The organism is Lysinibacillus louembei, from assembly GCF_033880585.1.
Classification (GTDB): domain Bacteria; phylum Bacillota; class Bacilli; order Bacillales_A; family Planococcaceae; genus Metasolibacillus; species Metasolibacillus louembei.
The window spans coordinates 3,117,786-3,144,446 of the sequence record NZ_CP137624.1; the positions used below are offsets into that span (position 1 = coordinate 3,117,786).

At 37.0% G+C, this 26,661-nt stretch carries 27 protein-coding genes and 2 pseudogenes; 13 read left to right on the forward strand and 16 right to left on the reverse strand.

What is annotated here, in order from left to right; translation table 11 throughout:
- Nucleotides 1-5 precede the first annotated feature (5 nt).
- The 4 genes from R6U77_RS15510 to R6U77_RS15525 all read right to left on the reverse strand — a co-directional run bounded on the left by R6U77_RS15510 (nucleotide 6) and on the right by R6U77_RS15525 (nucleotide 3,004).
- A complete protein-coding gene (locus R6U77_RS15510) occupies nucleotides 6-953 on the reverse strand; it encodes a ring-cleaving dioxygenase (protein WP_319836337.1) in 948 nt (315 codons plus the stop codon).
- 27 nt (nucleotides 954-980) lie between these two features.
- Nucleotides 981-1,574, reverse strand: coding sequence for an NADPH-dependent FMN reductase (locus R6U77_RS15515; protein ID WP_319836338.1), 594 nt, complete (start codon nucleotides 1,572-1,574; stop codon nucleotides 981-983).
- Nucleotides 1,575-1,796: 222 nt separating this feature from the next.
- Nucleotides 1,797-2,585: a class I SAM-dependent methyltransferase gene (locus R6U77_RS15520; RefSeq protein WP_319836339.1), complete on the reverse strand. Its 789-nt coding sequence runs from the start codon at nucleotides 2,583-2,585 to the stop codon at nucleotides 1,797-1,799.
- The gene (locus R6U77_RS15525; protein ID WP_293929715.1) at nucleotides 2,573-3,004 is read right to left on the reverse strand and encodes a BrxA/BrxB family bacilliredoxin; all 432 of its coding nucleotides are present in this window, start codon (nucleotides 3,002-3,004) and stop codon (nucleotides 2,573-2,575) included. Before R6U77_RS15525 ends, R6U77_RS15520 begins: the two co-directional genes overlap by 13 nt.
- A gap of 1,192 nt (nucleotides 3,005-4,196) precedes the next feature.
- Here R6U77_RS15525 and R6U77_RS15530 point away from each other — a divergent pair.
- From R6U77_RS15530 to R6U77_RS15540, 4 genes are read left to right on the forward strand one after another with little or no spacing between them, the layout of a single operon-like run.
- Nucleotides 4,197-4,433: a hypothetical protein gene (locus tag R6U77_RS15530; RefSeq protein ID WP_319836340.1), complete on the forward strand. Its 237-nt coding sequence runs from the start codon at nucleotides 4,197-4,199 to the stop codon at nucleotides 4,431-4,433.
- A gap of 14 nt (nucleotides 4,434-4,447) precedes the next feature.
- On the forward strand, nucleotides 4,448-4,996 hold the full coding sequence (locus tag R6U77_RS15535) for a hypothetical protein (protein WP_319836341.1): 549 nt from the start codon (nucleotides 4,448-4,450) through the stop codon (nucleotides 4,994-4,996).
- Between the two features lie 23 nt (nucleotides 4,997-5,019).
- A complete protein-coding gene (locus R6U77_RS19885; protein WP_406601053.1) occupies nucleotides 5,020-5,262 on the forward strand; it encodes an ABC-three component system middle component 6 in 243 nt (80 codons plus the stop codon).
- Nucleotides 5,244-6,959 carry a hypothetical protein gene (locus R6U77_RS15540; protein ID WP_319836342.1) on the forward strand — a complete coding sequence of 572 codons (1,716 nt, stop codon included), beginning with the start codon at nucleotides 5,244-5,246 and terminating at the stop codon, nucleotides 6,957-6,959. The genes R6U77_RS19885 and R6U77_RS15540 overlap by 19 nt, the downstream gene beginning before the upstream one ends.
- 464 nt (nucleotides 6,960-7,423) lie before the next feature.
- Here R6U77_RS15540 and R6U77_RS15545 read toward each other — a convergent pair whose 3' ends face one another.
- Nucleotides 7,424-8,062, reverse strand: a complete 639-nt coding sequence (locus R6U77_RS15545; protein WP_319836343.1) for a hypothetical protein — start codon at nucleotides 8,060-8,062, stop codon at nucleotides 7,424-7,426.
- A 353-nt stretch (nucleotides 8,063-8,415) separates the two neighbouring features.
- Here R6U77_RS15545 and R6U77_RS15550 point away from each other — a divergent pair.
- Nucleotides 8,416-8,914 (forward strand): annotated as a pseudogene (locus R6U77_RS15550) (GNAT family N-acetyltransferase).
- Between the two features lie 659 nt (nucleotides 8,915-9,573).
- Nucleotides 9,574-9,750 (forward strand): gamma-type small acid-soluble spore protein, encoded by a 177-nt coding sequence (locus R6U77_RS15555; RefSeq protein ID WP_319836344.1) that lies wholly within the window; start codon nucleotides 9,574-9,576, stop codon nucleotides 9,748-9,750.
- A 67-nt stretch (nucleotides 9,751-9,817) separates the two neighbouring features.
- Here the strand turns inward: R6U77_RS15555 and R6U77_RS15560 are convergent, their stop codons facing one another.
- A complete protein-coding gene (locus tag R6U77_RS15560; protein ID WP_319836345.1) occupies nucleotides 9,818-10,405 on the reverse strand; it encodes an NAD(P)H-dependent oxidoreductase in 588 nt (195 codons plus the stop codon).
- 123 nt (nucleotides 10,406-10,528) lie between these two features.
- On the opposite strand from R6U77_RS15560, the gene R6U77_RS15565 reads away from it, so the two are divergent.
- Nucleotides 10,529-10,966, forward strand: coding sequence for a MarR family winged helix-turn-helix transcriptional regulator (locus tag R6U77_RS15565; RefSeq protein WP_319836346.1), 438 nt, complete (start codon nucleotides 10,529-10,531; stop codon nucleotides 10,964-10,966).
- Between the two features lie 90 nt (nucleotides 10,967-11,056).
- The gene (locus R6U77_RS15570; protein WP_319836347.1) at nucleotides 11,057-11,299 is read left to right on the forward strand and encodes a translation initiation factor 2; all 243 of its coding nucleotides are present in this window, start codon (nucleotides 11,057-11,059) and stop codon (nucleotides 11,297-11,299) included.
- Nucleotides 11,300-11,383: 84 nt separating this feature from the next.
- On the opposite strand, the gene R6U77_RS15575 is transcribed toward R6U77_RS15570, so the two are convergent.
- Nucleotides 11,384-11,863: a DUF2165 family protein gene (locus tag R6U77_RS15575; protein WP_319836348.1), complete on the reverse strand. Its 480-nt coding sequence runs from the start codon at nucleotides 11,861-11,863 to the stop codon at nucleotides 11,384-11,386.
- A 307-nt stretch (nucleotides 11,864-12,170) separates the two neighbouring features.
- Between R6U77_RS15575 and R6U77_RS15580 the strand changes: the two are divergent.
- Nucleotides 12,171-12,444: pseudogene (locus R6U77_RS15580) on the forward strand (hypothetical protein).
- A 41-nt stretch (nucleotides 12,445-12,485) separates the two neighbouring features.
- On the opposite strand, the gene R6U77_RS15585 reads toward R6U77_RS15580, so the two are convergent.
- The 9 genes from R6U77_RS15585 to R6U77_RS15625 form a co-directional block, all read right to left on the reverse strand.
- On the reverse strand, nucleotides 12,486-13,811 hold the full coding sequence (locus R6U77_RS15585; RefSeq protein WP_319836349.1) for an IS3 family transposase: 1,326 nt from the start codon (nucleotides 13,809-13,811) through the stop codon (nucleotides 12,486-12,488).
- Between the two features lie 125 nt (nucleotides 13,812-13,936).
- Nucleotides 13,937-14,863: an aminopeptidase gene (locus R6U77_RS15590; protein ID WP_319836350.1), complete on the reverse strand. Its 927-nt coding sequence runs from the start codon at nucleotides 14,861-14,863 to the stop codon at nucleotides 13,937-13,939.
- A 13-nt stretch (nucleotides 14,864-14,876) separates the two neighbouring features.
- Complete coding sequence (locus R6U77_RS15595; protein ID WP_319836351.1) at nucleotides 14,877-15,638, reverse strand: IclR family transcriptional regulator; 762 nt, start codon at nucleotides 15,636-15,638, stop codon at nucleotides 14,877-14,879.
- Between the two features lie 88 nt (nucleotides 15,639-15,726).
- On the reverse strand, nucleotides 15,727-16,995 hold the full coding sequence (locus R6U77_RS15600; RefSeq protein ID WP_319836352.1) for a M20 family metallopeptidase: 1,269 nt from the start codon (nucleotides 16,993-16,995) through the stop codon (nucleotides 15,727-15,729).
- Nucleotides 16,996-16,999: 4 nt separating this feature from the next.
- Nucleotides 17,000-17,941, reverse strand: coding sequence for a DUF1177 domain-containing protein (locus R6U77_RS15605; protein ID WP_319836353.1), 942 nt, complete (start codon nucleotides 17,939-17,941; stop codon nucleotides 17,000-17,002).
- Nucleotides 17,942-17,968: 27 nt separating this feature from the next.
- Nucleotides 17,969-18,961 carry an ABC transporter ATP-binding protein gene (locus R6U77_RS15610; protein ID WP_319836354.1) on the reverse strand — a complete coding sequence of 331 codons (993 nt, stop codon included), beginning with the start codon at nucleotides 18,959-18,961 and terminating at the stop codon, nucleotides 17,969-17,971.
- The gene (locus R6U77_RS15615) at nucleotides 18,948-19,967 is read right to left on the reverse strand and encodes an ABC transporter ATP-binding protein (protein ID WP_319836355.1); all 1,020 of its coding nucleotides are present in this window, start codon (nucleotides 19,965-19,967) and stop codon (nucleotides 18,948-18,950) included. The genes R6U77_RS15610 and R6U77_RS15615 overlap by 14 nt, the downstream gene beginning before the upstream one ends.
- A gap of 15 nt (nucleotides 19,968-19,982) precedes the next feature.
- Complete coding sequence (locus R6U77_RS15620) at nucleotides 19,983-20,852, reverse strand: ABC transporter permease (protein ID WP_319836356.1); 870 nt, start codon at nucleotides 20,850-20,852, stop codon at nucleotides 19,983-19,985.
- A 2-nt stretch (nucleotides 20,853-20,854) separates the two neighbouring features.
- Nucleotides 20,855-21,817, reverse strand: a complete 963-nt coding sequence (locus tag R6U77_RS15625) for an ABC transporter permease (RefSeq protein WP_319836357.1) — start codon at nucleotides 21,815-21,817, stop codon at nucleotides 20,855-20,857.
- 211 nt (nucleotides 21,818-22,028) lie between these two features.
- Here R6U77_RS15625 and R6U77_RS15630 point away from each other — a divergent pair, with 211 nt between their 5' ends.
- The 4 genes from R6U77_RS15630 (at nucleotide 22,029) to R6U77_RS15645 (ending at nucleotide 26,660) form a co-directional block, all read left to right on the forward strand.
- The gene (locus R6U77_RS15630; RefSeq protein WP_319836358.1) at nucleotides 22,029-23,645 is read left to right on the forward strand and encodes an ABC transporter substrate-binding protein; all 1,617 of its coding nucleotides are present in this window, start codon (nucleotides 22,029-22,031) and stop codon (nucleotides 23,643-23,645) included.
- Nucleotides 23,646-23,779: 134 nt separating this feature from the next.
- Nucleotides 23,780-24,844, forward strand: coding sequence for an amidohydrolase family protein (locus R6U77_RS15635; protein WP_319836359.1), 1,065 nt, complete (start codon nucleotides 23,780-23,782; stop codon nucleotides 24,842-24,844).
- Nucleotides 24,841-25,992: an amidohydrolase family protein gene (locus R6U77_RS15640; protein ID WP_319836360.1), complete on the forward strand. Its 1,152-nt coding sequence runs from the start codon at nucleotides 24,841-24,843 to the stop codon at nucleotides 25,990-25,992. The genes R6U77_RS15635 and R6U77_RS15640 overlap by 4 nt, the downstream gene beginning before the upstream one ends.
- Entirely contained in the window at nucleotides 25,989-26,660 is a 672-nt protein-coding gene (locus tag R6U77_RS15645; RefSeq protein ID WP_319836361.1) for an AroM family protein, read from the forward strand. Before R6U77_RS15640 ends, R6U77_RS15645 begins: the two co-directional genes overlap by 4 nt.
- Nucleotide 26,661: the final 1 nt, after the last annotated feature.

Here is a 26,661-nt window from a genome sequence, read left to right on the forward strand (position 1 = left end):
AGGGCTCACTCCTCCGATTCAAGCTCACGCACTTCAATTGGAATTAAGGTTCCTTCCAGTTGCTCGCGATGCTGCTCGTATTGCGATGGTAGCATCAATTGGCTTCCCATTGTTTCAGCCGTTTCATCATGCGCAAATCCTGGTGGGTCTGTCGCAATTTCAAACAAAATCCCACCTGGCTCACGGAAATAAATGGCATTAAAATAGTTGCGATCCTTCACTTCTGTCACATGCTGACCATGAGCCATCACATGCTGTTGCCATTGTATATGATCCGTATCATCCTGCGCTCTCCAAGCAATATGATGCACGGTTCCTACACCCATTTGTCCATGTACGCCTGCAACCATTTTGACATCTACAGTGTTTCCAATAGCTGCATTTGATTTAAAACGAGTATAGTCACCTTCTGTCGCTACTTGCTCAAGTCCCATAACCTCTGTTAAAACCTTCGCTGTTTCTTCAGGCTGGCTTGAATAAAGTGTAGCACCACCAAAACCTTTAATCGCAACCTCTGGCGTTACCTCACCAAATGTCCATTCATTTATCTCGCCCTCAGCACGCGCAACAAGCTCAATATGCAGACCGTGTGGGTCATCAAATTGAATCACCTGCTCACCGAAGCGCTCCGCTTTTTGGAATGGAATTGAAAATTTTGCTAAACGGTTAACCCAAAAAGAAAGTGCCCCTTCTGGTACAACATATGTTGTCACGCCAACTTGCCCATCTCCAATTCTCCCTTGATAAGCATTAGCCCACGGGAAGAAGGTAATAATTGTGCCTGGGCTTCCACCTTTATCTCCAAAATATAAATGATATGTGCTCGGGTCATCAAAATTGACTGTCTGTTTAACTAAGCGTAAGCCTAACACACCCGCATAAAAATCAATATTCTCTTGTGGATGCCCTACAATTGCTGTGATATGGTGAATACCTGCTGTCTGTTTTTTCATAGTACCATGCCCCTTTTGCTTGTTACTTTAGCGAATTGTGTATAATGCTTTAGACCATGGAATTAATTGATCAAGCATTTGATTTACTGAATCTGCTTGAACAGCTTTTGGTTTAAAGTCTGTTCCATTTTCAAAATCTGTGAATAACGATAGTGCTGGATGAACACGTACATCCGCAATTAAAAGCTCACCCATGATGCCGCGTAAATGCTCTGCTGCACGAGCACCGCCTACAGAACCATACGAGACGATACCTGCTGCTTTGTTGTTCCATTCTTCACGTAAATAATCCAGAGCATTTTTTAAAGCGCCTGTAATAGAATGATTGTATTCTTGTACGATAAATACAAAGCCGTCTTGCTTTGCAATAATTTCTGACCAGCCTTTTGCACCTGACGCATCTTGCCCTGGCTCCCCTAATAACGGTAGCTTATAATCTGCAATATCAATAACTGTATAATTTGCGTCTCCACGTTGATCCGCGATTTCCTTTACCCATTGCGCAACTTGTGGACTTACACGCCCCTCACGTGTTGATCCTATAATAATTCCGATGTTTAATTGTGCCATTGTATGCTCCTCCCCTGTTTTTGTACCAAATAATTTATCTAAAAATCCCATGAAAAATACCTCCTTCATGTCAAAAGGAAACAAAATTTCAAAGTCGTTTTGCACCTTTTACATAACTAAATGATTTTATCTCAAATTCAAGATAATTTAATTTGAGATAACTTTATCATCTAATTTAAATTTCGTCCACCTTTTAAAATTTATACTTATTTTTCAAACAAAAATAGGACAGGCTCCTAATGAACCTGCCCTAAGCTACAGAATAGATAAAATCTATATTTTCTCCATAACACCATAATGAAATTTCGCCGTCTGACGTGCAAAGCGCTGAAAGCCATAGCGCTCAAAATAGTCAGACTGATAATGCGCCTTCAACACGACACGCTTTTTCGCCACGCGTAGTGCTTCCTGCATCCACTCAGCTGTCAAAGCTAAATGGCTCCCCGCCTGTCTTAGTGCCTCAAAATTATTCGCTTCCTCAATCGTTTCCTCAAACATCGGGTCCATATACACAACATCAAAGGCATTAGCTGGCTGCTGACGTAAAAATTCAACTGCCTCTGCATGGACAACCTCAATTTGCCGCATGCAAGTTGTCAAAGGCAATTTGGTCGTATCATATGTTTGCATCCCATGCTTTACAATAAAGGCAATATTGCGATTTGCCTCAAGCCCAACTACTTTACCTTGCTCACCTACTGCAAATGCTGCTAGCATGCTATCTGCTCCCATGCCAAGCGTGCAATCTAAAAAGGAATCCCCTTCTTCGAGCTGGCAAGCCTCAAGCAGTGGCTCCATTTCACCACGTGCCACTCGCTTTAAGCGAAATGCCGCAGAATTTGGATGAAAAAAGAAAGGCGCAGTTGCACCTTTCGCATAATATTCATAACGATTTTTCCCCGCAACAATAACATTCGCCTGTAACTGACGACCAAGTGCCGCAACGGAGCGCTTTTGACGTGGAACAAATTCAATTTTTAGCGTTTCACAGACAAACTGTGCTAACTTCTCCGACAATTCATCTGGTCGCCCAGCTGTCGTAACAACTGTTACTCCGCACATACTTGCTTCAATACGTCTGTTAAATGGTCACGCACCTGCTCCATCGGGAAGCCTTCAATATTTTCACGTGGGATGAAATAAGCAAGCTGCCCATCCTTTAAAATTGCCATTGATGGTGAACTTGGTGGTACCTCATCAAAAAACGCACGCATCGTCGCAGTCGCCTCTGGGTCTTGCCCTGCAAATACCGTCACTAATTGATCTGGCTTCACCTCCGCAATTGCTTGGCTCGCCGCTGGACGTGCTAAGCCTGCTGCACAGCCACACACAGAGTTAATGACAACTAGAGCTGTCCCTTTTTGCTCTGCCATAAACTCATTCACTTCATCTGCTGTTGTTAATTGTGTAAAACCTGCATCCACTAATTCTTGACGCATTGGCTGTGTTACTTGTCTCATATATTCATCGTACGCATTCATGTTTTCGCCTTCTTTCATATTTATTCGCAAAGCTTATTATATCAATGTTTTATAGTAGTGTAAAAGAGTTTGATTGACGCTGAATCTCAGCGAAGCTCGGAGTTTTTGTTTTCATGAATAGATTTTGAGAAAGTACAATTATTTACAATAGATCCTACAAAGCTAACCAATAGAGTTGTGAAAATATAACCTTAGGAGTGCTATTCTTTTGTAAAGAGAGGTTTCATTTTACAAGCTCAGTGATACTTACATACTTCTCTTTGATGAACCTCTTGAAATAGGTTATCAAAAGATTATTGTTTTTGCTATTTCCTCGTTATATAGGAAAACCTATTATTTAGAATATACTAAATTTTCTATGTCATTCTCCCATATAAAATCAGCTTCTGTTAAATGATTATCGAAAAAGTTTGTTGATTCTAGTATTTCCTTGACCCTTCTCCTTTCTTTGAGTAACACACATTGTAGAATAACATTAATACCTTGTAGGAGATAACTGCGATCTTAAGATTCCCTTGTAAGCCCTTTTATTTGACCATATAATTATACATGGAATAACGATTGCTAATACTACAATGAAAATGCCGACTATGATTAATATATTTTCTCTTTTAAAATAGGACTTCATTTGGTTTTTATTATATCTTTTTGTTTAGCAACTAAAAGTGTGAGCCTATAATAGATAAATCCAAAATAATCAGCAATGCCCTAATAAATGTTTGATAAAAAATAGATTTACTATTCAAAATTTCCTTACCTCATCCCGTTTCCCATGTTCATTCTTAATTAAAGTGCAATATTCTTCTCTATTCATAATAATAAAATTATCATATACAATTAATTGATTTTATTATACATTAAACTATTAATAGCATTCACTATTTAATTTCCCAAAAAGGATATTATAACCTTTTATCTTTTCAACACCAGTTGTTTTCCCATATTAATAAGTGATAAAATAATAATAGGTGATGAGAAGTACAAATATTGAAATTACTAGGAATATATTTTAAAAATTAGCTTCTCAGATAATGAATCTTTTATTTGTAAGTCTAAAATTCAGTATCCTATAATTAAATAGGACCTTTCCAAAATCAATATTGATTTTACTTCTCCATCCATACTTAAATCATAAAAATGCTAAAATCTTTAATCAGGTTTTAAAAAATAATTAACACAGGGAGATGCTCATATGTCTTTAGATATCATTACTTCTATTTTTACAATTATCGCAGCAATCGCTACTATCACTGCAACTATTATTAGCTTTATAGCCTTGCGTAGGAGTTCAAACGCAACTCAAACTGCACATAAAGCTCTCGAAAAAATATCGAATATTACAAATTTTGGAGACAAAAACATTAATGTTAATGACCAAAAAATAGGGGATAATAGCCATGTTATAAACGGGAATAACAACACTATGTAAAGTAGGTATAAAAAGTGAAAATTAATTCGGATAATATAGATGCACATAATCAATCTATAGGAAATAATAGCCATGTTATAAATGGAAATAACAGTACAATAGAAATTAGTTACTCGCTAAAAACTGTGACCCCCAGTGATATTTACAAAGTATGCGAAATATTAGATGGTAATTTAAATGAAAATAATGATTTTATTTTCGATTTAAATCCAGATTGGTTAGAGAAAATGGAGTATAATTTTTTGGATCATTACAAGGATATCTTCGAAGAATACTGTATATTTTACGAAGCAGTAGAGGAGGTATTTCGTTCAACTAACATAAATGGCACTAGACTTTTAAGAAGAATTAACATTATTTATAAAGACATTTTAATCGAAAATGCTCATTTAAATAGCGATAAAATTATAAAAAATGTAATCAATACTTTAAAAAAGGTTGTTGAAGATAGCTATGAAGAAACTACCTTGACAACCGAACATATTGAAGATGTCATCTTAAGTGTCGTTTTCTTCGCATTTACAAGATGTAAAGTTCTAGAAAAACCACCATTTCAAAAATAAATTGAGAGTTGAAAATTGAAACAATGTTAATCATTAATGATTTAAAAAAACCACAAAACACCATTATTTATTGTGCAGCATGCATAATTTTTATTCTAAAAAAATTAGATAAATCAATGCATATTGACACACTTTTCAACACAATCAAAGTCGAATACAGCAAAAATATGGAATATACTGATTTTATATTAGCCTTAGACTTTTTATTTCTAATAGAAAAGATTAAATTTGATAAAGAGGGGAAAATATGTTTATTAGAAGATTAATCCTTCAGGAAACCTATCCAAAAATCAAGCCAATTAGGGTTATATCATTTAAATTAGGACTTAATTTAATTATAGATGATAGCGAAAAGTCTGGTAATAACGTAGGAAAAACAACTGTATTAAAAATAATTGGTATTTGTTTAGGTGATAAAGACAAAAGTGCTATTTATACTGATCAAGAAACTAATTTAGTAAATCAAGAATTGAAGAACTATATCCATACTAATAAAATTGAAGCCATTCTTGAATTGTCTAAAGATACCTATAACTTAAACAATACAAAACAAGAGGCAGATGTTTATTTATCTGTTGAATTATTTAGTCATGGTAAAAGAAAAATTAATAGTACAATTGAAAATATGGATGATTATTATTTTTTATTACTAAAACAAATAATGTTCGATGATAATAATATGTATCCGTTGTATCTAGATATAATAAAAAAATTTATAAGAGTGGAAGTAGATTCTGGTGCTTATAAACTTTTACGATTTTCTTCAAACAAAGTATTATCTAATCTGACATATCGGTTAATATATAATTTTTTATTTAATTTGATTAGCGTTGAGAATAATATAAAACTTGCTGAAAACCGAATAAATTTAAAAAAGAACGATGAGAATCTAAATAACTTCAACAAATTTCTTCACAAAAAAGAAATCTCTGATTTAGATTTAGAAATACATAATCAGAATATTTTATTAAAAAATTTAAAGAAACAGATTAAAAATGATGTATCTGACGAAAATTTTATCTATAAAATGGACAAATCAAGAGAATTAAAAGCTAAATTAAGTCTATTAAATCAATCATTAGGAACATTAGAATTTCAAATAAATATGCTAAAACAAAACTTAGACTATACTTTTCAAAGTGAGAAAGACTTAAGCCATGAAGTATTACAAAATTTATATGACGAAACCAAAGAATTAAAAATTAATATACAAAAAACCTTTAATGATTTAGTAGAATTCAATGACTCTTTAGTAAAAAATAAAATCAAATATTATCAACATGTGTTAGAAACTAAAATGGATGATTTAAAAGAATTAAAAAAATCTAAAAGATTGTTAACTAGGGAGTATAAAAATCTAATTTCAAGTATTAATGAATTTGATTTTGATAAAACAAGTACACTCTATCAAAATCTAATCACAGAACAAGCCAAATTACTAGAATTGCAATCTTTTCAATCAGAAAGGAATAGTTTAAATATCCTAAAAAACACGAATTTAGATATCATAAATAATTTAGAATTGGAGATTAAATTTAATCCCGAAGAAGCTGATAAAAATATCAGTATATTTAATCAATATTTTGAAATTAATACACATCAAGTACTAAACAATGTATATAAATTAAATTATGACCCTGACATTAGTAACTTTCCCTTACACCTTTTAGCATCGGATGAAAGCATCAGCAATGGTTTAAAGAAAGGGCTTATAAGCATCTTTGACTTATCTTATATAGAATTTGCTGAAAAAATCAACAAAAAAATCCCAAAGTTTATTATTTATGATGTTATTGAAACTATTGAAAATGATATCCTCACTAAATTATTTAGCTTAGCAAATACAATAAATTGCCAATATATTGTTGCAGTTCTTAATGAAAAAATCAAAGGCTTAGATAGTGTTTCAAAAGAAGATACGATTCTATCTCTATCCAAAACTAATAAATTATTTAAGCTTTAAAACTCTTAATCACTATCTTTATTTCTATACTGTTTTCCAAAGTATATTAGGATTATTACTTAATTTCTTTACTAAAATATTTCTATTCGAACAAAGGAATTTAAATAAAATATTATAACATTAGTAGTATGAGCCAAAACTTTGATTTATACTACTATTTTTTATAGTAGATGTGAAGAAAATCAATCAATACCTATGACAATTTACGAATTAGCAAATAAAGCTGGTTCACTTCTCCATTTGAAGTAAATCAGTGTAATATGAGTTTTTCCTCTCTTTCTTTTGTCGTTACTTGATATGTATAATATCGTTGTAACTCATTCTCAAATGCCTTTTTATAAGAGTCGATTATATTGACTTATTCCTATTATAGAATTGATTTTGGATAAACTAAATAGGGCAATAAAAGATGGCAGTGATTTGTTACTGTCAATTTTCGCCTTTTTAACAGCTACTATAGTTACTTATTCAGATTCAATTAAATAATTAATATAAGGTACTACACAAGCTAGGAGAATACAAATTGAAACTCGCTCTATTACATCGGATACTTCTTCCATCAAAAGAATATTTGAACAAACTATGGGAATAAAACCAAAAACTACTATAGCAATTGTATATCTATTTAACATTTTTTTGCAATTAAAGCTCGAACTAAAACTTTTAAAGAAGACTTTATCGCCAAACCATCTCTCAATTAGACTTATAATGATTATTCTGGCATATTTAAATACATAATAAGTAATCCACAAATTAAGTATAACAATAAAGATTATAAAATTCGCCATTGAATCATCTAAATCATTGTATATAATACTTAAAAGATCTTCAAAGTATATACTTATAATATTAATATTAAATGTAGCCAACAATACAAAAAAACAAAACAGAAATATAAATAAACTTAAAACACTTTCAAATAAGAGCAATAAATAAAATCTTATTGTATCCTCTTTAACCTTAAAAAGGACGATAATCCCTGCCCCTATAAAATATCCTCTTAGCACAACTATATATTTACCAAAGCCCAATATGCCTATTGAAAATTCAATTATTGTATATATAACTGCTACAAAAATAGCACTTGGTAAGTACTTCTTCAAAATTCCTCACCTTCATCTCTCTTCAACTGCTTTACCCAGCCTTGATATATCATAACCTTTATCTCTATAAATACAGGAAGTTCTGCAAATTTGGCTTTTCTTCTGACAAAATCAGCACACAATTAGCGGGTAATTCCATTGTATCAATCATAGGCATTCCGTCAACTTTGTCATCATCTTTAATAAAAATCGTTAATATTTTTCCCTCATTATTTTGGTTTAATCAAACCATTCAATCTTGAAGGGGTTGAACTATGCGCAGATGGCCATATTTTTTATTCAATTTATAAAAAATATTGGAGGTAAAAGTATTATTAAAAGAATTAAACACCAAAAGATTGCATTTAAGAAGAATGCAAGTGTCAGACTCACTTAGCTTATTTAAAATTTAGTCTGACCCAGATGTAACTAAATTTATGAACACTTCTAGCTTTACACACGAAACACAAGAAAAAGAAATGATCGAACTCCTAGAAAATTTAGCTCAAGCCAATAAAGCGATTCGCTTTAGTATGATTGAAATGAAATCTCATGAAATAATTGGTACTTGCGGATTTAATTCAATCTACTTCGAAAACTTGAAAGCGGAAATTGGTTATGATATTGCTAAAGCCTATTGGGGCATGGGTTACGCTCCTGAAGGCATTAGAGCACTACTTTATTATGCTTTCCAAAACTTAGGTTTAAATAGAATTGAAGCAAAAGTAGAGCCTGATAATGTCAATTCCATTAGAGTACTGCAAAAGCTTCATTTCACCTTTGAGGGCACGCTAAGGCAATACGAGAAATCTAAAGGGAATTTTATAGACATTAAATATTTATTCAATTTTAAAAATGGATTTTGAAGGTTAATGAATGAATAGCTTCGCCCCACACGTTGCTACCTCAAAAATAATTTGTTACTAATAGTCAACAGTCTATCGGTCCAAATCATCGTTTTAGAAGATTCATCTTTGAGAATTCTGAAGGAAATAAGCTAGGAGTTACAAACCTTGTGCCTCTTGGTCAATAGTCACTCAATTAGCCCTTTTCTAGGGCTAATTGATATATCTCATTTTAGTTGCTTTAATTTTATTAATTTCCTCATTCACTGTTACAGCAGTTTGTGAGGATTCTTTCTTCTGCACCAATGTACTCGCCCCTCTCATCAACTTAGCGTTGCTGCCGTCGTTACAAGGACTGACAATATTACCTTTTTAGCAACTTAAACTTAAAAAAAGATCATCGCTAAAATAGCTGATATTTTAGCGATATCATCCGCTTAACCATTTTAAGGAATAAATAATCATTATTTTTATTGCATATGAATCGATTTATGTAACAAACTTCATCTAACTTTACAGCCTTATTATAACCTAAAACCACGTAACTATAATGACGAATTTCAAGTAATAGTTACGCTTATTTTGTTTTAAACCTAAATTCGGCTGACAATACCATAATTTTCATCTTAAAAATTTACGCATAATAAAAATTTCTTTGAACAAAATAAATCTCAGGAGGTGAAATCCATGCCAAAAAATAATAACCAAAACTTTAATCCAAAAACGCCAAACCCAATGAACGAGGAATTTGGTGCTGAGACTGATGTAAACGAAGTGAAGCAGCAAGTTCAAAAAGCCGAAACTAACAAGCAACAAGCTTCTGGTAAATTCGCAAATAACCGTAACCAAAACGGTACAAAATAAGTCGATGCTTCCCCCCTAAACCGGCAATTCTTTGCCGGTTTTTTCGTTTTCATCATCAGGCTTACTATTAACTCATTACCTCCCGAAAATATCGATGCACTCTTTCAAGCTTTTTCTGCTGTTTCCCCTTTTTACTTTCCATATTGCCAAATTCAAAAAATTTCACGCGTTTGATGCCAACAAAATTGAACAGCGCCCTTTTCATCAATATTTTATGTGCATTGTGTAGCCATAATAGTGGATAGTTTGTTGGTCCCTTCATTGTAGAAATACAGACAACCGATTTGCCTTTTAGCAATCCTTCAGGCAATAAGCCTTTTTTATCTCGATAGGCAAAGTTTGCTGCGAAAAGCTGGTCGATATAGCCTAACAGCATCGCCGGTGGTCTGCCCCACCAAATAGGATAAATAAAAATAATTTTATCTGCCCATGTTAATTGCTCTCGGTATTTTTCCAGCTGAGGGTCGCGGTACATATCACGACGGCGCTTTTGCTCATGAAAGATTAATCTCGGATCAAATTGCTCCTCGTATAAATCAAGCACTTGAATTTCAGTTATGGCAGGGTTTTCCTGACAGCCTTGTACAACCTTCTGTAAAAAAGCATAGTTTAAGCTTTGATGATTTGGATATGTATAAATAATTAACGCATTCATGCTAAAGCCTCCATTACTTATCATTTGATAACCAAATAATACAACATACCATAAATTATTGTCAAATGATAATTGTTTTTAGATAAGCTATTTGTTATCTTGATAAATAAGAGGTGAGAATAGTTGGACAAACATCATTTATTTCAGCAATTTGTAGCTTTTACTACGAACTTACATGAAGTAACACAGTCATTAACGCAAAATGTCAAGCTTGAAAATATTACAGCTCTTCAATATAAGATTTTGGAGTATATTAAAGTGAGTCAGGCTGTAACCGCAACGGAAATTAGCGATTGCTTGCACATGTCCTTGCCAAATACGAGCCGTGAACTACGGAAATTGCAGGAAAGAAAGCTTATTGAAAAAACAAATGACCAAACAGATCGCCGAAAGCAGGTAATTCGTCTTACATTAGAGGGAGAAAAAATGATGACAGAGGCTTTTAACAGCATTGAGGAGCAATTTTTGCTGCTGCTTGATGGCACCTCCTCACAGGATGTAGAGGCTATATCTGGAGCTTTAGCTTTACTGGAGCAGAAAATTTTTCAACACAGCAAATAAAATTGCTCTAACCCCTCTAGTGTCACTTTTCTTCTCTTGAATTCATAGGATACAGGTGAGCTCACTATGCAATTCAAGGGGGATTTGGTCATGAACAAAAATCAATCTTCGGATATAACGGATATTCAAATCGCTAGGCTCGCCTACATCGGTGCTTCTATTGCCGCACTTGGTGACGGTCTAGCTGCTGTTGCAGCAGGCTTAGCGCTTAGATCATTAGAAAAAGCAAATAATCAAAATGCGCCATATCAATCTACAGAGGTAGATGATTTACAAAAACAGATAGACTATATTATTAATGAATTAAAGCAAGTTAAAAAAACGATGCGCTAAATATGAGTTTTTCTATCCTAACTAAGCTTCCCTAAGATGGCTGTTGGGAAAGCTACACTTCTCAACAGCCTACCTTTTCTAGCATTATGCTACTTTTAAATCCTCATCCTTTAAAGCGAGCAAAATGGCAAAGCCAATCCAAACCTCCGTAATATCCATTGCGGTCTGCTTACCATTCCAAATAGCTGATTGCCACATCGCGAACCACTCGCTGCCGATGACAATAAAGCCTAAAAACCAAATTGAGAATCCCACTATAAATGCATAGAAGCCGAATTTTTTAGCGGCATTGAAAGCAGCACCAGAGGCTTTGCGATTTTTAAACATTTGATATGCGCCGAAAATAGCAAGAAAGCTGAAAAGTGCTTCGGCAGCAATGAGCAGCCAATAGGCGATTGTATGCATAGTTGGATTTGTAATAGCTCGCCACATTAGCGCATTGCCCTCGAATGTCGTATCCATTGATAGTACATGCTTAACGAACTGCTCATTCGAGCCATAGTCCATTAAATTTCCAATTAATACAAATAACCCAAAGAGTCCTGCTAGCAATAAAACATACATCTTTAATATTCTTAATGCAAAAGAATTCAGTATCTTTCCCTCCTTTCTATCACTTTATTTCACTTACTGAACCTATATACATTCTTTGTCAGCCGACATTTCAATGTAGTCTATACTTTGTTGCCCTGTAATAGTTCTTCGTTGTAGGTCATATCTCCTTTTACATATGAGGGAAATTTTTTGCCATACGTGTTCAAAGCTAAAACATTTCTATCATTCTCCATACGATTTTTAGGCATTATCGCCTCGTATAAAAAAATTGTATTACTACATACTAAAATCAAAACGATGGACACGGGGTGTACAAATGGCTCACTTTCCGATTATTCATACAAACTTTTGGGATGCTGTTACAGACACAGCTTTGCAAGAAGCTCTTTCATATAAAGCCATTTTGGGTGCCAACCATTGCTTTAATTATCGGGTTGCTTATTTCTATTTTTATCAGTCATAAGCACCACTTAGTGGCAGGCATATTTATGGGCTGGTTTTATGGCTATGCCGCGATTGGTAGCTATGCATCGTTAAAAACGACATGGATTTCCTATAAAATAAAAAAGTACTTTAAAGCAATGCTTTAAATAATATGGTCCCTTAGTCAAGGACAAATGTAAAAAAGGGTTTAGGCTGCCAAGAGATGGTTTCTGTATTGTACAGGAGCCATCTTTTTTAGGTTCCATTGATAGCGATAATTATTGTAGTAGACCATGTAGTGATCGATTTTAGCACGTACCTCGTCTAACGTTTTGGCCATGCTGAAATCAACCTCGTCTTTTAAGTGTCCGAAGAAGGATTCTTGTGGGGCATTATCCCAACAGTTACCTCGACGTGACATCGATTGACCAAGTTTGTAGTGCTTTAAAAGCTTTTGGAATTTAGGGCTTGTATAATGAACACCTTGATCGGAGTGGATGAAAGCATCTGGCTGGAGCTTTACACGTTTATTACGGAAGAGTTTTTTCACCGTTGTTGTGGCGATACCTAGCGTAATACGGTCTGATACATGATACGCTAAAATTTCATTCGTTGAGCCGTCTTTTATGGTCGATAAATAAGCCATCGTTCCGTTGTATGGAATATAGCTGATGTCTGTTAGTAATACTTTACCTGCCACACCTTGTTTGAATTCACGGTTTAATAAATTCGGCACCACGCGATGTTCTTTCGTTGCTTTCGCCATTTGTTTATAGGGATTCGGTTTACGATGTGGGCAAACGACGCCATATTTACGCATAATACGCTGGATTTTCTTTCGGTTCATGACGAGATCAAAATCTTGTTCAAGCGTCATTTTAATCGAGCGTGAACCTTTCTTATAACCACGACGCTTAAAGGCTTTTAAGATCTGGTCGCGTGCTTCTTCATCTCGTTTTTCCTTTACAGCTCGTGCTTCTTCTGTCTCTAAAAAGCGATAATAGCCTGAACGAGAGACGTTTAAAAGCGTACAAAAATACGTCACCATGCGTTTAAATGGAAACTGCTTAAGCGTATCTGCAATGAGTTGAAATACTTTACGTGCGCTTTGTTTTTGACTGTCGCTGAGCAGCCTCCTTTCGGTCACTTCGAGCTTTTTTAGTAGCTCGATTTGTCCTTCTAATAATTCAATACGAGCCGCTTGTCTTTCTACCATTTCTGTCATGGTTAATTCACGCTGTAACGGTCTGCCTGAGCTCGTTTTTCGCGTATCTGTCAGACCAATTAATCCATTTTGATCATACGCTTTTCGCCAACGTGAAGAAGCTTGTTCAACACGCTTCATCCCGAGCACTTCGATATCAAAGCCATATTCGCTAAAGATCTGTCTTGGTGTTTTACCAGCCAAATACTCATCGATAAATTGGCTTTTAAATGTATCTGCGTACGTAATTGTTCGTTCGGTTACTTTGACTACATGTGGATTCTGTTGTAGTTGTTCCATCTGTTTTGGTGAAAATAATTGTTTACTCATCGTTGTTGTCCGTCCTTTAGTTGCTTGAGAATCAAGTATATAAAAAATACCTGTGAAGTGCACACTCTTTTTCAAGTGTCCACTCCACAGGTACCATATTAAAAGTACAAATCTTCTTACTTTCATTACATAATTAATTGTTCACCATCTAAATAAACAACTGGGTTTTTGACAACACAGTCGATATGCACATCTGCTTTATTGCTGCCTCCGAATGGTGCATTGCTACCAAAGGCAATATGAATTGTGCCATAAACCTTTTCATCCTCTAACACATTGCCACAAAGAATGGCGCTCTTGTTTGCACCAATGCCAAACTCAGCAATGATGCGTCCATTCCCTTCACCAAGTAGGGATAAGAGCTTTGGCCCATCTGGACCGATAGCATCCTCTAATCGCCCATCGCGAATTTTCAATAATAGTGGCTCCTGTAATATGCCAATATTGGCGATTGAGCCATCAATTAAAATTTCACCATTTGCCGATGTTTCATTTGGTGCAATATAGGACTCGCCCGAAGGAATATTGCCATAATCTCCTGATTGGCGCACAATACCAGTGGATGGGATACCATTGCGATTAGCGATGCTAAACGTTAATTCATATCCATCCTTTACAATACGAACAACAGCCGCATCGTTCAGAAGCTGTACATAATGTGCGACAAGTGCTTCGATTTCCTCAGCATTTGCATGCAGCGCTCCCTGCTCTAGCATAGATAATGTAACGCCTGGCATTGTCGCTACTCGACCACCTTTTTCACAGGCATTTTTTCGCGCTGCTGTATGTGTTAAGGAATGGGATGTCACGCAAAGCGTCACGTCCGCATTTGCCATTAAATCCGCTACTGCTGGATGTGGCTCCTGTCCTGATTTTTCTAATAGTGGCATGACAACAAATAAAGTATTTTTTGTTATTGTTAAGCCTGCTTCATAAAAGATTTTGGCAATCTCTTGCTGATGAATATCTGTTAAAATTAGCAACGTTTCTGTTGATTGGACTTGTAAATTACCCGTTAAAACATTTAATGCAATTTTATGTAAATGCTGCATAGTGTCCTTCTCCTTAATTGAAATTCAGATGATAGCGACCGATAATTGATTCAATTTCTTTTTTCGTACGCGCTAATGGCTCGATAACGTCACCAATTTTTTGCTCTGTAAAACGATATAAAGGGCCTGAAACCGTAACGGATGCGACAATTTGTTGATTGCTATTAAAAATAGGCATGGCAACTGCTAATACATCTACCGTGTATTCTCCTTGGCTCACTGCATAGCCATTTGTGCGAATATTTTCTAGCTCTTGTCGTATTTCCTTGGCATCTATCATCGTTCTCTCCGTATAAGCAATGAGCGGCTGATCGATTACCTGTGAAATTTGCTCCTCCGTTAAATAAGCAAGCATAGAGCGGTAGGATGCTCCCACATATAGCGGTGTTCTACTGCCACGCGATACAGAAAATTTCACTTTGTTTTCAGGCTCTACCTTTAACAGCGTTAATGCCTCTAAGCCATTTAAAACGGTGAAAATCGCTGTTTCACCTGTTTCCTTTTGCAAATTTTCTAAAATAGGAATACATAATTGGTCGATGTTTAGAGAATCGTACATATTCATTCCTAGCTCCCAAAGTGCAATGCCTAGCGAATATTTTTTCGTCACAGGGTCCTTTGTTATAAATCCATTCATCTCAAAGGTTTCTAAAATCCGATATAAATTTGTATGGTTTAAACCCATTGCAACAGCTAACTCTCGACCACCCCAAGTTGGCTTTTCCTTTGTGAACATTCTTAACACAGCAATTGATAAATTTAGAGTTTTTAACATTTCTCTCACCCTTTTATACGATTAATATTGGAGCTGCCCGAAAGTTTCAGACAGCTCCTTTTGTATAAGTAAGAGAGAACGTTCTCTCTTACTTGTTGTACAAGAAATCAATTGCCGCAGCAATATACACTTTAGCACAGCGTATGATCGCATCAACCTGTACCTTTTCATTATAGCCATGAATGCTTGGCAAATACGCAGGTCCATATTGTAGGACAGGGATATTGTATTGTCTAAAATGACGTGCATCACTGCTTGCCCACTGCATGACACCGTATGCCTCTTGACCTGTCACGAGCGAAATATTATCTACAATCGCTTTACATACTGGGTCCTCAGCAGAAGTATAGTTTGCGACACTTTTAAAGCCAAAGCGCTTTATCGAATAATCGATATTTAACGCATCTAGCTTCTCTGTCAAAATGGCTGTTACTTCTTCCTGTGTAATACCAAATGGTAAACGACAATCGACTTGTACTTTACAATAATCAGGAATAACGTTAGATTTTGTTCCTCCTTCTATTGTACCAATATTCACAGTAATTTTCTCTAAAACTTCTTGATATTTCAAGCGGTCTTTTTCAACCTCTCGCATATACTTTTTGGAAACGTTAATTAAAGGCTGCACCTCTTCAGGTATTTGAATGTTCACATCCCATAATGTACGAATTTCCTCAATTGCGCGAATCGCATCAACAATCGCATTTTTCCCAGCTAACGGTGATAAGCTACCATGCCCTGGCTCACCGCGTGTTTCAAGCTCAAACCAATAGGAGCCCTTTTGTCCTATTGTAGGGTTTAAGTAGGATGATGGCTCGGCAATTAAACAGCCATCTCCCGTTACTAAGCCTCGCTCTAAAAGCCATGGTACACCGTACTCCCCACCTGTTTCTTCATCTGGCACGATAGCTAATGTCAGATGTCCAGGTAGCTCGATATTTAATTTTTTCAGTATTTTCACTGCAAAAATAATACCCGCAAGCCCTGTTTTCATATCGCTAGCGCCTCGACCTAGCATCCAGCCATCCTTTATTTCGCCTGAAAATGGGTCAAAATCCCATTTTGATAAATCGCCTACTGGGACGACATCTGTGTGCCCGCAATAAACGAGCTCCTTGCCCTCACCATTGCCAATTTTCGCTACTAAATTAAACATTTTATCAGCAGATTCATATTTTTCATAGGCAATATTGACATCGCTTAAATACTTTTCAATAAGCGCTGTAATTTCCGTTGTATCACCAGGTGGGTTGACACTTGGAATTTGAATTAATTTTGAGCATAAATCCAGTAACTCTTCTTTATTATTTTCCACTTCATCAATTAATCGAAGCTTTAAATCATGTATATTTTCCATATCCTCATACCTCGCTACCTTTCGTTTGTAAATGATGCATGCTGCCATATAGCTTTTCCATTAACTCAAATTGCTCTTTGTCATAGAAGCTACATTTATTCACACCGAAGACCTTCGCCACCTCTAAAGAAAAGCGCACTGCCCCTTCTACATCCACGACATGTGTAGCACCTGTTGCACAGCCTGCAACCGCTGTCTCGGTTGTAATGGCTACCCCAACTACAGGGCTCGTTGTTGCCACTGCTGGCTGTAAAATACTATTAATATGGAACAAACCATTTCCATAAGGGGTAATATCCTGTGTTGTAATCGGTAATACAACAGGTGCAATACCAGTAGATTGCTTGTAAATATTCAGTAAATCATCACTAATTTTTAAAATATAGCCCTCTTTAACAGTTGGTGTAATCGCAAAGCCTTTATGGTTACAAACTTGATTTCCCTTCGTTGTATCAATCGATAAAATGGCATCCATATCTGGATCGATTTCGTGCTGGTTCATGACACCGATATTTACAGGTGAATCCATAAAAGGCACTGGGTCATGTGGTAAAGTTGGCGCTATCGGACAAATATGTGTCGTGAAAATAACATCGCCCTCTAATTGATCTCCCTTTAAAGCCATATCGATGGTCTTCGCTGCGCTTGCTATGCAGGCTAATGCGCCATCACCATCCGATACAAAGCCTGTCATCTCTGGTCTTGCACCGATACCTCCTAAACGTCCAATAATACCTAATGTTGGCGCATTGCCTCCTGAGGATTTACCGTTTTTCCCCTTTACTACAATTTTCACAAAATCCGTAGAGCCCTTTGCTCCTTCAATTGTTTGAACGGTTACCTCCACATCAGGGTTAATTGCATGTAAGTAGTCCTTCACTACTTCTCCACTTACATGAATACTATCCATTAACTCATAAACTTCCATTACATATTTTAACGACATATTACATTCTCCTTTATACGCTATTAGTTATTTTGTTTGTTCAAATAAATGGCAGGATACTTGATGATGTGTATCTGTCAATGAATCTAGCTGTGGCTGAATTTGCGCACATTTTTCCATCGCAAAGCGGCAGCGTTTATGAAATGCGCAGCCACTCGGTGGATTCACAGGGCTAGGTACATCGCCAGATAAAATAATGCGATCCTTTGTATCAAATGGATTTTCCTTCGGTATTGCTGATAATAGTGCCTGTGTATATGGATGCTGTGGATTGCTATAAATCTCCTCATATGTGCCCATCTCAACAATTTTGCCTAAATACATCACGGCAATGCGGTCACACATATAGTTCACAACATTTAAATCATGTGAAATAAAAATATATGTCAGTCCAAAATCTTTTTGTAAATCCTTTAGTAAATTAATCACTTGCGCTTGAACAGATACATCCAGTGCTGAAACCGGCTCATCACATACGACAATATCTGGATTTAGGGCAAGCGCTCGTGCAATGTTAATACGCTGTCTTTGACCGCCTGAAAATTCGTGTGGGTAACGCTTTGCATGGTAATCGCTTAAGCCAACTGTTTCAAGTAGCTCTATTACGCGCTTTTTCCTTGCCGCCTCATCGCCAATTCCATGAATCACCATCGGCTCTGCAATTAAGTATTCAATCGTTTTTCTTGGATCGAGCGATGCATATGGATTTTGAAAGACCATTTGAATCGATTTACGTGCTGAGCGAATGTCTGCCGTATTTAAACTAGCTAAATCGACGCCCTGAAACTCCACCGTTCCTTCCGTTGGGGCAATGAGTTGATTAATTAGGCGTGCAACCGTTGATTTGCCGCAGCCGGACTCCCCAACAATGCCTAATGTTTCTCCTTTATATAGCTCAAAGCTAACACCATCCACTGCCTTGACATGCTGTGTTACCTTTTTAAAAGGAATCGAATTTTTAATTGGAAAATGCTTTTTTAAATTGCTTACTTTTAATACGAGCTCTTTATTTTGCTGCATTAAAAATCCCCTCCTTACGCGGGATAATTTGCTCCTTCGATTGCAAATGACAGGCTACAAAATGCTGGTCCTTTACTTCCACTAATTCAGGTGCTGTTGTATGACAAAGCTCCGTTGCTAAAGGGCATCTTGCTGCAAAGGGACAGCCGCTAATTGGCATCGTTAAATCTGGTGGACTTCCCGGTATGGCAGGCAATCGCTGCTGTCCATGTGTATCCATCGTAATTTGCGATTCAAGTAGCCCCCACGTATATGGATGTAACGAGCCTTCATATAATTGCTTCGTCGTTGTGGATTCTACAGTGCGTCCAGCGTACATCACATTTACTTTGTCACATAATTCCCAGACGACGCCTAAATCATGGGTAATCATGATGATTGCTGTATCATGCTCCTGCTGTAATTTCTTCATTAAATCCAAAATTTGTGCTTGCACTGTAACATCCAGTGCTGTCGTTGGCTCATCTGCTATTAACAGCTTTGGATTACAGGCGAGTGCAATCGCAATCATGACACGCTGCCTCATCCCACCTGAAAATTCGTGAGGATACATTTTCAGTCGTTTTTCAGGCTCAGGAATGCCTACCATTTTCAGCATTTCTACAGCCTTGACATTCGCCTCTTTTTTAGAGAGCTTTTCATGTGCACGAATAACCTCAACGATTTGATTTCCTACTGTCAGCACAGGGTTTAAGCTTGTAATGGGGTCTTGGAAAATCATTGATATCTCATTTCCCCGTATCTCGCGCATCCCTCTTTCAGATAGCTGCATTAAATCGCGTCCATTAAAATAAATTTTGCCATCCGTTATTTTCCCTGATGGTGCTGGAATCAATCGCATTAAAGCAGTTGCTGTTACACTTTTACCTGAGCCAGATTCCCCTACAATGCCAAGCGTTTCCTTTTTGTTCAATTGTAAATTGACACCGTTCACTGCTTTCATCGTTGTCCCGCTGCTTTTAAATTCTACCGTCAAATTTTCTACACCAAGTAATTGTTCTGTCATACTGTCACCTCCCCATTACACCTTCATTTTTGGATCAAGCGCATCACGCAAGCCATCTCCTAATAAGTTAATACCTAATACTGTGACTAAAATACAGATTCCCGAGAATGTTGCCATTTGAGGATTTAATACTAAGAAATCCTTACCGTCCTTTAAAATACTTCCCCAGGAAGAGGTAGGTGGCTGAACTCCTAAGCCTAAAAAGCTTAATGCTGCCTCCGAAATAATTGCACCAGCTGTGCTCATCGTGCCATATACGATTAATGGCGCTAAGCAGTTCGGTAAAATATGACTGAAAATAATGCGGCGGTGTGTCGCACCTAATGAATGTGTTACTTCAATAAATTCCTCTTCCTTCACGCTAAGTACCTGTCCACGAACAAGCCTTGCAAATCCGGGAATATTGGCAATGCCAATCGCTACAATCACATTGAATAAACCTTGTCCTAAAACCGTCATTAATGTAATCGCTAATAAAATGAAAGGAAATGCAAACAAGCCATCCATTGTACGCATAATAATAGAGTCTAAGCGACCACCAAAATAGCCTGCTACTAACCCGAGCAGCGTGCCAAATACGGCACCGAATAATACGGCAGCAATCCCTACCACAATGGAAATACGCGCACCGTACACAAGGCGACTAAATAAATCACGACCATAGTTATCAGTGCCAAGTAAATGTCCATCCGTGTTAATAGGTAGAAATGCTTTACCAACAGCCATTTCATTTGGTGGATGTGTTGCAATCCATGGAGCAAAAATAGCTACAACGGTCATAAAAGCTACAATCATTAAACCGATTGATGCTAGCTTGTTTTTTAATAGTTTGCGAACTAATGTATTTTTTTTCTTTTTCGCATCATTTGTTATCGCTTGAGACATAGCTATTTTTTCCCTCCATTCGAATCTAAATTTACCTTTGGATTTACTACTTTATAAAGCACATCAACAATCAAGTTTACAAGTACGAAAATAAAGGCTATAAAAATAACAGTTCCTTGTACTACGACAAAATCACGTTTATCAATCGCCTCAACAATCAGGCGCCCCATACCAGGCCAGCTAAAAATAGTTTCTGTTAAAACAGCGCCGCCCAATAAATTAGAAATTTGCATACCTAATACCGTTAAAATAGGTGTCAAAGCATTTTTAAATGCATGCTTGCCAATAACTAAATATTCTTTCAGCCCTTTCGAGCGAGCTGTTTTTATATAATCCTGTGAAATTACCTCCAACATACTAGAGCGTGTAATACGTGCAAAGGTAGCCATCGGAATTGTTGCTAAGGCACATGCTGGCAATATTAAATGCCTTACAAATGGCCAAAGCCCCTCTTCTATATTGCCCATCCCTGTCGCTGGTAGCCAGCCGAGATTAACACTAAAGAATAAAACTAACATGACCCCTAGCCAAAAGATTGGCATCGAAACACCGATTAAAGAAATTAACATAACGATATAATCAACGATTGTATTTTGTTTTCTCGCTGCTAAAATCCCTGCTGGAATACCAATGAGTGCAGCAATTAGTAACGCGGCAATAGCGAGAATAACCGTATTTGGAAATCTTTCCGCAATTAAACTGAAAACCGTTTCACTATAAGAGTAGGAGTAGCCTAAATTTAGCTGTGCTAAGTCTGCAATATATGAAACAAATTGCAATGGCAAAGATTTATTTAACCCCAATTCCTCTCGCAAGTTCTCAACATCCTCTACACTGGCTTGTGGGCCAAGCATGACAGATGCAGGATCACCAGGAATCATTCTTGTAATGACAAAGACGATGATGCCTACTACTAACAATGTAGGAATTAAATTAATTAACCTTTTTAAAATAAATGACCCCACTTTCCCAAACCTCCTTTTTCGTTATTAGAAACATTGTTTCATATTGTGAATAATCATATACTACACCTAACGAACTTTGTTTGTAAATATTTTTCTGAAATTTTTTAATATTTTTTATTTACTTTTTATTTACGAAGTGCTAACTTTAGTTCAAACCTATTTTTGAATCATAGGTTCATATTGTGAAACAAAAATTAAAGGGGGCAATACAATGTCAAAGAAAATTTTTCATCAAAAGTCTTTCTTACTATTAATTCTTGCACTAGTCATCTCAGTGTTAGCTGCATGTGGTGGAGATAATAAAGGTGCGGACAAGGAACAGGAAGCAAATGGAGAAGCAACTGGTGAAGTAACAGCAGGTGGTTCATTAAGCGTCGGTCTTTCAGCGAATGCGAAAACCTTTGACCCTATCAAATACACGGGTGCTTATGAATCTCAAGTTATACGTCAAATGGCTGATACATTAGTTGTGTATAACAAAGATTTATCTGAGGTTATTCCTTCATTAGCTACAGAGTGGAGCGTATCTGATGATATGCTTGTGTATACATTTAAGCTACGTGAAGGCGTTAAATTCCAAAAAGGTCAATATCAAGATGGCCGTGAAATGACAGCAGAGGACGTGAAATATTCATTAGAGCGCTCTGCTAAGGAATCTGCTATGAATCGCTTAAATGGTGTAACAGAAGTGAAGGTTGTTTCTGATTATGAGGTAGAAATTCATTTAGCTACACCGAATGCAGCGTTATTAGCGATGTTAACAGACGCTGGGAATATTATTATTCCAAAAGAAGAGGTTGAGGGCTGGGGCGATAATTTCTCTGAGCACTTTATTGGCACAGGCCCATTCCAATTAACTGAATGGAAAAAGGACCAAGAAGTACAGCTAGTACGCCACGATGGATACTGGGGTGAAAAGCCTCATCTTGATAAATTAACAATGAAATTTATCGCTGATCAAAATATGCTAACAAATGCCCTACGTTCAGGTGATATTGATATCGCAATGGATGTTAAAGGACAAAACCGCGAAATTGTTAAACAAGATAGCAATCTTGAGTTATTAACGAACGCTGGTCTATCCATTGTTTATTTAGACTTAAATAACAAGGTTGGTCCTACAGCGGATAAGCGCGTACGTGAAGCAATTTATATGGCCACAAATGTTGAGGAAATTATTTCTGGCGTAAACCAATGGGGTGGCGGCGAGGTATCTTATTTACCGTTACCACCTGGCTCATGGGGCTACGATGAATCATTAATTGACCTTGTGCCAAAATATGACCCAGAAAAAGCGAAGCAGCTTTTAGCGGAGGCTGGTTATCCAGATGGTTTCAAAACGGAGATTTATGCAGCACAAGCGCGTGTTCCATACGCAACAATTTTCCAAAGTCAATTGAAAAATAACTTAAACATTGATGTCGAAATTAAAGTTGTTGAATGGGGTACTTATAGTGACATGGTTGCGAAAGGCAATGCGCCGATGAATATTGGTGGATGGACATGGTATCCAGACCCATACTTCTTCCTATACCAACTATTTAGCACAAATCAAATTGGGGCTCTTGGCAATGGTAAAGGCTACAGCAATCCAGAGGTAGATGCCCTATTAGCTCGTGCTGTTTCAGAAACAGTTGTACAAGAAGAGCGTGCAGAAATTTATAAAGAAGCATTAAAGCTTATTATGGCTGATGTACCACGTATTGAGCTAGAAGCTACAGAGGCTGTTGCAGCGATTAATAAAAAAGTACAAGGCTTCGAAGTATCACCTGATAACTCAGTGCAAATTGTACATCCAAATGGGACAAACGTTTCAATTTCTAAATAAATTATATTTGATTCCCCTACTGCGGGAATAAGAAAATGGGGCTGTCCAGAAAGAAATTCCTTTCAGGGCAGCCCCATTTATTCATTCAAATACAGAGAAAATATCTTCTCTATTTAAATAGGAGGAATCCATCAATGACTCGCTATACAAATGGACTTGTTTTTAACTACCAGTCACGCACCTTTGAAAAAGGTGATTTTGAAGTGCAGGAGCAATATTTCATAGCACCATCCGCATCAGATATGCCAGCAGTTGATTTAACAAATTGCTATGTGACACCAGGCTTTATTGATAGCTGCTCACAAATCGGCTTGCAAGAGATTGGCATTCGTTGGGAAGGCGACGATAGCTTTGAAATGGAAAGCAATCTACATTATTCTGTGCTTGATGGCATTTACCCTTTTGACAAAGCTTTTCAAATGGCACTTCAACATGGCATTACTGCCTCGCACATTGTCCCCTCCCCTAAAAGCTTAATTGGGGCAAAGACTGCCGTTGTACATCACACACATACAACGGTTGATGAAATGGTCATTGATAACAATATTGCTTTTACCTTTTCCATTGGTCACCATGCAAAGCATACATTTTTTAATGCGACGAAAAAGCCTTTAACGCGCATGGGTATCGCTAAAACTTTAAGAGATACATTGCAGCAGCTTCAACAGCAGGAGCCAGCAATTAAGAAAATAATGATTCGTGCACATAAAGCAGTCGATATTGAGCTGATTCAACGTTTGCAAAAGGAATTTCACTATGAATTCCATATTGTTCATGCAACAGAAATTTCCTTTATCGAGCAGGCTAAATGGAATACAGTCGTTGCAGGCCCAGTATTTCGCTATATCGAGCACAATGAAATGATGGCACTCTCACCAAATCTGTATCAACAGCTTGCTATGATGAATACGCCCTTTGTCTTTTGCACAGATCACCCTACGAGCAGTGCAACACATTTAGCCATTGAGGCAGGCTTAGCTGTGCGTGAAGGCTTATCACGTGCCGATGCACTTTATGCGTTAACAACTGGTGCTGCACAATTTTTAGGCATTGAAAATATGACGGGTTCAATTCGTGATGGCTTATTTGCTGATTTTGTTATTTGGAATAAGCATCCTTTAGATTTAGATGCCCAAGTCATTGCGACCTTTATTAAAGGACAGCAAGTATATAGCCAGAAAGCAGGTGCTCTCATATGATGATTTATCACAATGCAAAATTTGCCACAGCAAATGAACATAACGATGTTGTTGAACAGCTTTGGGTAGAGGATGGCATTATCACTTATGTAGGTAAAGCGCTCGACATTCCTGCGCATGCCGAAACCGTTGATTTACAAGGAGCTGTCGTCACACCAGGGCTCATTGATATTCATGCACATGTAGGAACTTGGGCTGAAGTAACGGAGGATATTAATGATGCAAACGAATATAGTGAGCCCTTTACCCCTTTAATGCACGCACTCGATAGCGTCGATATTCGACACTTCTCCTTCCAGCATGCTATTGAAGGTGGCGTTACAACAGTACAAACAGGACCAGGTAGTGCCAACGTCATTGGTGGTATTTGGAGCATTTTAAAAACTGCAGGCCCAACACTTGAATCGCGTGTCCTTATAGAGCGCAGTGGCTTGAAAGGCGCTTTAGGTGAAAATCCTAAAAATGTTTTTGGCAATCAGTACAAGCGCAAGCCGATGACAAGAATGGCAATCGCACAAATTTTACGGGATGGCTTCCAGCGTGCGAAGCAATTAGATGCAGAGCAGCAAAATATACACATTGACAATAATTTAGAATTGCGTCCATTTATCGAGGTGTTGCGTGGAGTTATGCCATTGCGTCTGCATTGCCACCGCGCAGATGATATTATGACAGCAATTCGTATCGCAAAGGAATTTGATGTGGAGCTTCATTTAGAGCATTGCACAGAGGGACATTTAATTGTCGATGCAGTAAAAGCTAGCGGCTTTAATGCCACTGTTGGTCCCTATATGCTGACACCTTCTAAATATGAAACGCGCCATTCAACACCTGCTATCGCTAAAATTTTTCAAGATAAGCAAATTCCATTTGCCATTATGACAGACCATCCATTTGTCCCTATACAATATTTAAAATATTGCGCCTCTGAAGCGATTCGCTATGGATTAGATGAAGAAACAGCTTTAAAAAGCATTACCCTTCATGCAGCAAAGCTTGTCCAGCTACAGCATCGAATCGGCTCACTGGAAAAAGGAAAGGATGCCGATTTTGTCGTCTGGTCACACCCTATTTTCGAAACGGAAGCAAAAGTATTACAAACATATGTCAGTGGGATAAAATATTACGAAGCGGAGTATGTCAGATGAAAAATATGAAAATTGCAGTTGTCACAATCGGTCAAGCACCGCGTAAGGATATGGCGTCAGACATTATAAAATTAAAAGATGCTGGATTAGACATAACTGAATTTGGCGTATTAGACTTACTTACCTTAGATGAAATTAACACACTCGCCCCTACCTCAAATGACGAGGACATGCTTGTTACATTATTAACAAGCGGCGAGCAAGTGAAGCTGAGCAAACAAAAGCTAATGCCCTATATTCAAAAGCGCATTCATGATTTGTCGAATTTTCAATGGATTCTACTAATGTGCACAGGCGATTTCGCTAATAAATTGTCAGGAAAAAATTTATTGCTGCCTGACCATTTTATGACACATTTAATCAAGGGCATTCACCCTAGCCTACATCTTGGCTTGATTGGCCCTGAGCCTGAACAACAAAATAGCGTCTGTGCTAAATGGCAAAAGGCACAATTTAATGTCTCCTTTGCCGCAAGCTCACCGTATCACTTCAATGAGCAGCACCTATTCATGACAGCTCAAAAATTAGAGGCACAGGGAGCTGACCTTTTAATTCTTGATTGTATGGGCTATTCACATACGATGAAAGAGAGGATTCAGGACAAACTAAATATTCCTGTCGTTATACCAAGGGATGCCCTTTTTACTGTCATAAAAGATGTACTATAGG